The 10,183-nt window shown below is 48.0% G+C and carries 3 protein-coding genes and 1 pseudogene; all 4 read right to left on the reverse strand.

Annotation, left to right across the window (positions count from 1 at the left end):
• A pseudogene (locus tag WEIDD23_RS14835) lies at window positions 1-7,750 on the reverse strand (mucus-binding protein); the annotation flags it as partial.
• Between the two features lie 16 nt (window positions 7,751-7,766).
• The gene (locus WEIDD23_RS09260; RefSeq protein WP_010372794.1) at window positions 7,767-8,036 is read right to left on the reverse strand and encodes a hypothetical protein; all 270 of its coding nucleotides are present in this window, start codon (window positions 8,034-8,036) and stop codon (window positions 7,767-7,769) included.
• Between the two features lie 300 nt (window positions 8,037-8,336).
• Window positions 8,337-10,025, reverse strand: coding sequence for a DAK2 domain-containing protein (locus WEIDD23_RS09265; protein ID WP_010372789.1), 1,689 nt, complete (start codon window positions 10,023-10,025; stop codon window positions 8,337-8,339).
• Window positions 10,026-10,051: 26 nt separating this feature from the next.
• Window positions 10,052-10,183: Asp23/Gls24 family envelope stress response protein (locus tag WEIDD23_RS12825; RefSeq protein ID WP_156469621.1), on the reverse strand; the 132-nt coding region annotated here is incomplete at its 5' end.

A 10,183-nucleotide genomic window follows, 5' to 3' on the forward strand; every position in this document is an offset into this window, starting at 1 on the left:
CCGGCTTATCCGCTGGTGTCTCTGGTGGCCAGTAACCCGCACTTGGATTATCTGGATCAACCGGCGTCAACGGCGTCCCATCTGGTCCTTCCGGTGTATAACCTGGCACATATGGCAACGTTGGGTTGGCCGGCGTACCTGGATCGTTTGGATTGTCCTCACCCGGCTCTAGCGGCGCCGTTGGGTCACTTGGGTTGTTTGGATAATCAATTGGATCACTCGGCACATTCTCATCATCGGCTGATGGTGGGAATGATGGCACCCATTGACCAAGCTTGGTATACGTGATTGCAACAGTTTTATCGTCGGCCATCGCGTCAACGTTTGTCTCTTCGTCAACCAGTAGTTGACTAGCCACGTAACCCGAAATCAACGGCGAATCAACCTTATCAAGGGTTGAATCAGTCGTCTGCCAATTACCATACGTCACCGCCCCAGTCACCGCATTAACTGTCGCTGTACGACTGTACGTCAACGTTTCAGTAACCGTTTCAGATGCCTTTTCGCCATTACTTGCATACGTGTACGTAATCGTACGCGTAACTGTCTGGTTCAAATCATCCTTGGTGACACCACTTGGGTACGTTGGCGTTGCTGGCCATGTCGGACCACTTGGATTATCTGGATCAACCGGTGTCCCTGGGTCGCCTGGTGTATCAGGTACCGTCGGTCCATCTGGCTGATCCGGATAAACGGGGTCACCTGGCGTGTATGGGCTTTCTGGATATGTTGGACTGCTTGGGTCATTCGGATCAACTGGGTCACCTGGCGTAAAGATATCTGTTCCCGAGTCCTTTGGATCATTCGGCTCAACCGTAATCGTGACTTGCTTCAAGTGCACTGTGAACGGTTGGTCTTCATCATCAACACGGTCATAAACCACACCATCCATTGGATAATCATCACTCACAAGGACATATCCGGCACGTTCGTACGTCGCAATGTCAGTTGCTGTACGATAGGCATCCGTTTTGTCCGACTTACCCGTCAAATCAACAACTTGCAGCGTATCACCCGTCGTATCGTCAATGAACGTCACGGTCGCCTTTTGCTCATTCGCTGTGTAGGTAATCGTCGTGTCGCCACCCGGATTATCGGTTGGCGTTTTCGGTGGCCAGTAACCCGCACTTGGATTGTCTGGGTCAACTGGCTCCAAAGGCGTGCCATCTGGACCTTGTGGCGTAAAGCCAGGCACATATGGCACCGTTGGATTATCTGTGTCACCTGGCGTATCTGGCGTTCCTTGACCCGGTTCCAAAGGATTACCCGGATTATCTGGGTCATTTGGGTACGTAATTGGATCACTTGGCACATTTTCAGTACCTTCAGGGAATACCGGTACGTACTGTCCCATTGGGTAGTACGTCACCATGTAACTACGATCAAAATCGCCTGGTGCAATCGTTACCGCCAAAATATCTGAGATATCAGCATAGTAACCTTCCTTCACTGGACTCGGCGTCTCTGGCCAGTCATCATCACCAGCCGTCACCACCCAGTCCGTCGTTGAAATTTGCTCGCCAGTTACCGCATCCAGTGTAATTGACCGTTCGAACGTCACTGTACGTGTGACATCTGGAAAGACTTCATCCCCATTAGCATACTGATAACTAATAACGCCATTAACCGTTTGCTTAACGCCATCAATATCCGTCCCTACTGGCCAAGTGGGCGTATCTGGCACATCTGGATACATTGGGCTACCGGGGTCACCTGGGTTGTCCGGCGTTACGACAACCGTCCCGTGGTCCAGGTAAACCTTGGCAAATTGCGTCACGTTATCCGCGTTATCATACTTCCCTTCAGTTGCTGTTGCATCTTGCTTAACTAAAACGTAACCTCGCGCAGCATAATCTGACAAGGTATTTGTATAGGCCGCGTTCGTTGTACCGGTTAACGTTTGTTGGAGTTCAGTCACTTCGACTTCATCGCCTGTTGAAATATCGACGTACACAACCACCAGCGTTTGGGGATGCGCCACGTAATAAATCGGCGTGTCTGCAGCTGCGTTATCCGGCACCGTTGGTGGGTAGTAACCCTTCGTCACATCATTTGGATCAATTTGCTCCAATGGAATGCTGCTACCGTCAGTCGTTGGTGTATACCCTGGGATATATGGTACCGGCACTTCAACATAGTTTGGATCATCACGCGTCCAAACCTTTGACGCGTCATTTGGGTCATTTGGATAGACACGCGTCTTCAACTGCTCCTCTTCAGGTAAATCAGGAACATGTGGAATCCAAGAACCCAGCTTCGTGTAGGTAACAGTTTCTTCACGGTTGGCATCGTTATAGTCCACAGCGTCACCAGCAACTGAACCTTCACTAGCAAAATAACCATCAATCACTGGCGTTTGCACATCGTCAAAGTTTTGCGACTCAGCTGGCCATACAATGGACAGCACTTCACCAGTGACTGCGTCATAGGTAACCGAGGCCGTAAAATTCTTTTCCTGTACGCTATCAGGCTTAGCTTCGGTTTGATCTGTTTCATAAACGTAATGCACTGTTGAAGTCACCGTTGATGTATAACTATCGTGGTTCGGATCGTTCTCACGACCCCCATCAACAACCACCGTACCGTGTGTCAAGTGAACCAAGTAAACCTGGGTCTTTGAATCATCACGATCATACGTTCCGGCGGACGCCCCAGCATCGGCGGAAACAAATGTATAACCAAGGGCTGCATAATCAGCGAGTGTGTTTGTATACGCCTGGTCAGTCTCTCCTGAGAATGTTTGCCGTAAATCAGGCACTTCCAAGTTGGTTGTGTCATCGATATACCGAACAATAATTTGTTGTGTATTCCGCGTGTAATTAATCGTCGTATCGCCAGTTGGATCTGTCGGTGCTGGTGGAATATAACCAGCTGATGGATTTTCTGGATCAACCGGCTTTAGTGGCGTACCATCTGGTCCTGCCGGCGTATAACCTGGTACATATGGAATCACTGGATCATCTGGTTCAGCCGGATCGTGTGGCGTTTCATTGTCCGTTGGATTATTCGGATCGTTTGGATATTGAATTGGATCACTCGGCACATTTTCAGTATTCGGTGGGAAACTTGGCGTCCAGCTTCCCATTGGCTTGTATGTCACCGTATACGTCGTGTCTGTATCAGTGTGGTCAATATTATCCGCATCGACTTGCGTCACATCTGCTACATACCCTGTAATGACCGGACTCTTAACCGTTGCAAATGTGGCCGCATCATTTGGCCATTCAACCGAAACCGGTACATTTGAGTCAACCTTATAGGTCACTGTCGCAGTGAACGTATGCCTCATAATGCGATCTGGCACAGGATCTCCGTTTGCATCGACCATCTGGTTACCAGCTTGGTCGACGTAATGAATCGTGCGCGTCACTGTCTTCGTATAATCGCTTTGGTTTGGATCATCGTCCTTACCACCTGGGACAGATTCAGTTCCAATTGCCAAAATAACATTAAAGACTTGCGTCTCGTCATCGTCAGCATCAAATACACCACTTTCAGCACCCGCATCCTTAGACACCAGCACATATGATTGGTCTGGATTATTTTCGTAATCCCACAATTCATGCGTATAAGCTGCATTCGATTTACCCGTGAACGATTCTGACTTAACCGTTGTACGAGTTCCGTCGTCAGCGACATAAATATAGTTAACTGTCACCGTCTGTTCGTTGGCATGATAAACAATGGTTGTATCAGCCGTCGGATCTGTTGGCACATCTGGTGGCAAATAACCACCGCTTGGGTCATTTGGATTGACTGGCGTCAGTGGTCCATTTGGTCCTTCTGGTGTATAACCTGGCACATATGGTACAACCGGCACCGATGGATTTGACCGATCAGGTTGCGTTGGATCGTTAGGATCATTGGGATACGTAATATCTGATGGTGGATTATCTGGTGTCGTATCTGGGAAGCTTGGCGTCCAAGCTCCCAATGCCTTATACGTCACAATTGCCGCAATTCCTGCGGATGTGTAGGTGACGGTTGCCGCCCCGGCCTCTAGTTTGTCCGCAATATACCCCTGAATAACCGGTGACTCTACGTCATCAAACGTGTACGTCTCCGTCTCCCACGTAACCGCCAGTTCCTCACCGGTTACGGCATCATACGTAACAGTGGCCAAGAATTCCGTCGTGCGTACATTAGCGCTCGCGGCATTGGTACCATCCTCAAAGCGATAACGCACTGTTGACCTAACCGTCCAGCGCGCATTGCCTTCCTTACCACCTTCTACATCTACGGTGTTGTGCTTCAAGTAAACATAGTAAGTTTGATCCGTGGCTGTATCATTATCAAATGTTCCTGCCGTTGCTCCGGCATCTTGCGCCACAATGACATATCCACTTTGTGAAACAGACCCGAGCGCATTTGTATAGGTCTTACCTGTCGCACCGTTAACGGTTTGCACCCAATCCGTGATTTCAGTACCATCGGCCGCTGTCCAACCCGTTTCCTTGGTTGACCCGTTGACGTCGATATAACGTACCTTAACCGTTTGTGTGTCCGCGACTAAGGTAATTGTCATCGTCTGCAAACTGCTATCTGTCGCACTCAAACTGTTGTTCGTCGTATCATACGTTCCCGAAACAGTTGTACCAGAAAGTGTCATTGCCGGCGAACCGGTAGTCGTCGTTTTTGTTGTGTCGATATGGTAACCAGCAGGAATACTACTTGCAATATCGCTTGATAATGATTCACCTGTTTTACCTGTCAGATTAACATTAGCCGGCGCTGTTGTACCATCCGCCATCACAAACTTAATTTGCGCCTGCTGCGTGTCCTTCACATAGTACAGGACAATCGCATCAGCAGCAGAATCGGTCAATGCCGTACCGCTTTTTGATGTACCCGCCGTGGCATTGTACTTTGTTGCCGCACTTTCACTTGGCAAAGCATAAGTACCATCGGTCTTCTTGGCCGACTGTAAAGCACCACCGTTCAGGGTAAATCCGACGTATGTATACCCTGGCACGTTTGTATTTATTTTGCTCCAATCGTTATTTGGCGATGCCGTCGTTTTCACACCAATCTGTCCACCGGTCACACCTTGTAGGGCTGAATTAGTTTGACCGGCAGTCGCATTATTATAATTTGAGATACCAGCCGTATTGGCAATCGCTGTTGAATTAGCTAACGAGAACGTTCCATCGGCATTTTGCACCGCAGTTTGGAGACCAACTGTGGCCAATTGTGGCGCCGCGACATAGTAAAATTTAACGCCTGATTCACTAGGCAGCAACGGTTGAATATAACCGCCCAAATTACCAAGTCCCGTACCACCAAATCCTAAGAAACTACCGCCGTCAATCGAACCATTTCGATCTTCATCGGCCCAATCTGGTGTTGAAATAACTGCGTTCGCATTGCCAAAAGCGTCTGTAGCTGACAATGTGTACTTACCATCACTTGTCTTGTACAAATCACCGGTGATTTTAGCGTACGACATCCCACTCGTAGTTGGCTGCGATGTTGCTGCCACAACACTTGTTGCCCCAGTTGTCGCGTTTGTCGCCAAATAGAATGTCAACGGTTTATCAGGAATGGTGTACGTATTCACCAAATTAGGTGAGACGGTCGTTGCACCGGCCGTCTGCATCGTAAATGTGATGACATTCGTGTTCCCACTCCACGTAATTTGGGTCATTGACGTGACATTACCATTGGCATCCACCGCCGGCCAATAAATGATTACCGTGTAATTAGCTGGATTAGTTTGGTTGGTAAATTTACGAATAACTGCATCTTTTGGCACTGCAGATACGTCAAATCCATAGGCCCGGACCAGTGCCAAATTGAATGGATTATTCGGGTCCATAATGGCTGACTTAGAACGCGAATCAGCAATCGTATAGACATCCGTACTCATGTTGGTAAACGCACCCGTAACCGTCTGCTTCGTAGTCGTCCCACTGCCACTCGTTGTTGTACTTTTTTGCGATGATACTTGTGTTAATGATGGTACCAGTTGGTAGCCAGGTAGGACATCTGATGTGATGGTAAATTCATCATCATAACCGCCACCAGTTCCACCAATTAATTGGTTAACCTTGGCATCTGCCCCTTCGCCTGCACTTGGATTTTCCGGAATACGATCTGTCGTACGCGTATATGTCCCATCGCCGTTATCAATGGCATAGTAATAGTTTGCATCCGCTGCTTTCGCAAAGACATTGATACCGGTCATTCGCCAATTCGTATTTGTTGTTGACCCATCTCTTCGACCACTCGTAACCTCGTAGTCTCCAGTACCATTGGTTATATTGTTTTTAAATGTTGTTCCCCCAACAATCAACGTGCCACCGCTGGCAACATACTGACGACCCGTAATCCCGCTATCGTTATAACTCGTCAACATCACAGTACTTCCAGAAACGACCTTTTGGCTCCACGGATCACTAGTAACGTTTCGTGCCACACCAACTAACCACTTCGTTCCTGTCGTATCGGTGAAACCACCTGCATAGTAATAGAACGTCAACAAATTCGTATCTTTTTGGAAATATGTTGGCAAGTTTGAACTATTTGCGACTGAATCTCCGGCTGGTAAAGTCTGTCCCTGCGTACGACGCCATGCTTCAGAAGCAACCGCCCAATCCAAGCCGTTTGTTTCAGCCCACACCCGAATGTCATCGTGATCAACTGAATCAAACGTTGCACTAGCCTCGGTTGAATCGGGCCAATAGACAATCACCGTACCGTTATCATTCATCACTTCAGTTGCAGGTAGCAAATTGAACGCATCTTTGTTAAACATGTCAAACGTCGCTTGCTGCGCCTCAGTTAATCCCGTCGTGGTGTCTTTCGCTTGTTCACCAGCTTGCAGGAATGAAATCACCATTCTGTTACGCACAGCATAGGCTTTCAGGGCATCCATATCAATACTGTTCAAATTATAAACAGCTGGTAAATTAATCCACAAATACTTGTCGGCATACGTGACTGTGACCGTACTACTCAAGCCATAATCTGCGCCTGTAAAACTTTCCTTGTTAGGCACCGTAATCGGCGTGTCAATTGACACGGTCACACCCGCTGGCGCCGTGGTCGTTGCTTCTGGTTCATCACCTAAAACAGTCGCCGTTGGGGCGTTCGTTTCTCCTAATACAGTCGCATTTTGATCACTGGCCGTCTCAGATGACCCTGTGGCAACTGACGTGGCCTCTGAAGACGCTTCACTAGTTGCCTGCCCTGCATCGGTCGACGAAGCATCGCTATCCGTCGCTTCAGTCGTAACGTCGACGCTGGTTGCTTCATCTTGATCCCCCGTTGTTTCATCAGTCACGTCACCCGTTGTCGATTCAGTCGGCGTCACCGTATTTTCATCTTGGTTTGAAACTGTTTCAGTTGGTAGTACCTCATCAGTTTGAACCGCATCCGAATCTGACACAGAATCGACTGTTGCTTCTGCAGTTTCGGCTGGTTGATTCTCATCATTAATTGCTGTTGTCGTCGCTGTACTAGGTGTTGACGTCGCTGATTCCGCCACCTCTGAAACTGTCGATGGAGTAAGCGTAGTGTCACTATCGGCAACCGATTCAGCTTCTGTAACTGGCGCTTCTGCAACCACCGTCGTCGGCGTCACTGTCGTTGAAACTGTCTCCGTTGGCGTCTCAACCACATTGTCAGTTGACGATTCAACCGTTGCCGTCTCCTCAGCAGGTACAACAATTGGGTCAGCCGGCGTTTCTGCCACGGCGGTTGTCTCTTCACCTTCAGTTGGGCTTGACGTCGTACCACTATCGTTAACCATCGTTGGATCACTTGGATTAGTTGGTATTGGTTGGTATTGGTTGGCCCGTTTCATCATCTAGGCCATCACCGTCAACATCTCGATTATCTGAATCTGTATTTTGACTGTCATCTTCGCCTGTTTTCGTTGATGTTGGATCAATATCCGTCGTCGTTGGATCTTCTGCTGCCATGGCTTGGCCGGTTGCACCAGCACCTAAGCCCATCGCCACAATTAAAGAGGTTGTGCCGTACCGCAACCATTGCTTATTCTTCTTCTTTTTATACGTTGTATTTTCTATCGCCATAGACTTTTATCCTCACTTCCAGTCTACTTCTCTGTGTTTCCCCGTTACGTACAACCAAAATGCATACTCTGGCCATCTTCTGCATTGTATCGATAAAATGCACCCAATCCACGGCAACGTTACGATTAATCCCCCAACATTTTCCGACGAACTATTTGTGCTTTTGCTTAAATTTTAACCATTTACTCATTTTTATGCTCGAATAAGCCCTCATTTGGGGATAGGTGTGATTTTTGTGCAAAAAAACGCCAACACATTCGAACTAGCGAACGTGTTGGCGTTTTTCATATTTACATTAAATTATTCAACTGACATCAAGATTGGGTAAAGTGGTTGGCCACCATCGTGGATTTCAAATTCCAAATCCTCATCAAGTACCAAGCCAGCTTCTTCAAGCTTGTTTGCGTCATCCTCAGTTGCTTCTTGACCGTAGTAAACCGTCACAAGCTCTGAATCGTCGTCAATCATCTTGCCCAGCAATTCAACCGCAGCTTGATGGATATCAGCATCTGGTACTGCCACGACGATTTCACCATCGAACAAACCAATTGCATCACCAGCATGAATCTCCAAGCCATTAAGCGTCGTGTCACGAACAGACGTCGTCACGGCACCAGACTTAACATCACCCAAGGCTGCTGTCATCGCTTCAGCATTGTCGTCAAGCGTTCCTTCTGGGTTGTAGCCCAAAACCAACGCCGTCAAACCTTGTTGAATCGTACGCGTACGAACAACCTTAACTGGCACGTCTGCGATTTCAACTGCTTGATCTGCTGCCATAAAGATATTGCTATCGTTTGGCAAAATCAACGCTTCCTTCGCACCGCTATCCTTAACCGCATTAACCAAGTCTTGCGTTGAAGGTGCTTGCTCAGAATCAATCACAACCGTTGCTCCTGAAGAAGCAAACAATTCCTTAATTCCTGCACCAGCCGCCGTTGTGATAACTGCCAAATCTACAGCAGGCTTTTCAGCCGCTGCTGCAGCATCAGCTTCACGTTGGGCTTCAGCTGCGGCAGCCGCCTCAGCTTGTTGGTCACGCATGTTATCAACCTTAACCTTACGCAATGAACCGAAGTGCGTTCCCCAGTTAATCACTTCACCAGGGTCTTCAGTGTGCACGTGCACCTTAACAACTTCGTCATCGTTGATAACCAACAATGAGTCACCCATTTCAGCTAGGTGTTGGTAGAATGTATCATAATCAAATTCCTGATCATAGGTCGTTCCCTTGGCGATATCCACCATGATTTCCGTGCAGTAACCATAAGTGATATCTTCAGGGTTCAAATCACCTTGTACACCGGCATTGTGCAAAGCCATTACCATGGCATCCAAAGCCGCATTATCAATTTCAGTCGTCACTTCTTCACCAGACAAAACTGTGTAGAAGGCTTCCAAAACAATTACAAGACCCTGTCCACCTGAATCAACAACCCCCACTTCTTTCAAAACGGGCAATAAGTCAGGTGTTGATGCCAAAGCCTTTTCCGCTGCATCCAACGTTGCCTTCATCACAACAACTGCATCGTCAGACTCCTTAGCCGTCCGATTAGCGGCCGCAGCGGCTTCACGGATAACAGTTAGGATAGTTCCTTCGGTTGGCTTCATAACGGCCTTATACGCCGTCTCAGCACCGCCCATCAAGGCGTCAGCCAAATCACGGGCTGTCAAAGTTTCCTTATCAGCAATCTTTCCGGCAAAACCGCGGAAAATTTGAGACAAGATAACACCTGAGTTACCACGAGCACCCATCAACAAGCCCTTCGACGTTGCTTGCGCCAAAGCACCCAAGTGGGTATCCGTTTCATTACGTTCGTACTCGGCACCACTGGCCATTGACAACGTCATGTTTGTTCCCGTATCACCATCAGGTACTGGGAACACATTTAATTTATTAATCTTTTCCGCGTTATTCTTCAGCGCATCGGCTGCCGCGTTGATCATCTTACCAAACTCGACGTTGGTAATCGTCGTTACAACTTCCACAGTTCTCAACTCCTTATAACTAGGTTTTAGTCGCCTAGCATGCGCACACCTTGTACCGTCACATTTACTTCACTAGCCACGATACCGAGCATGACATTCAAATCGTTTTTTACACGCGCTTGCACGCTCTTTGAAATTTCAGAAATCTTCATACCATA

Source organism: Weissella sp. DD23 (assembly GCF_001579105.1).
GTDB classification, from domain to species: domain Bacteria; phylum Bacillota; class Bacilli; order Lactobacillales; family Lactobacillaceae; genus Weissella; species Weissella cibaria.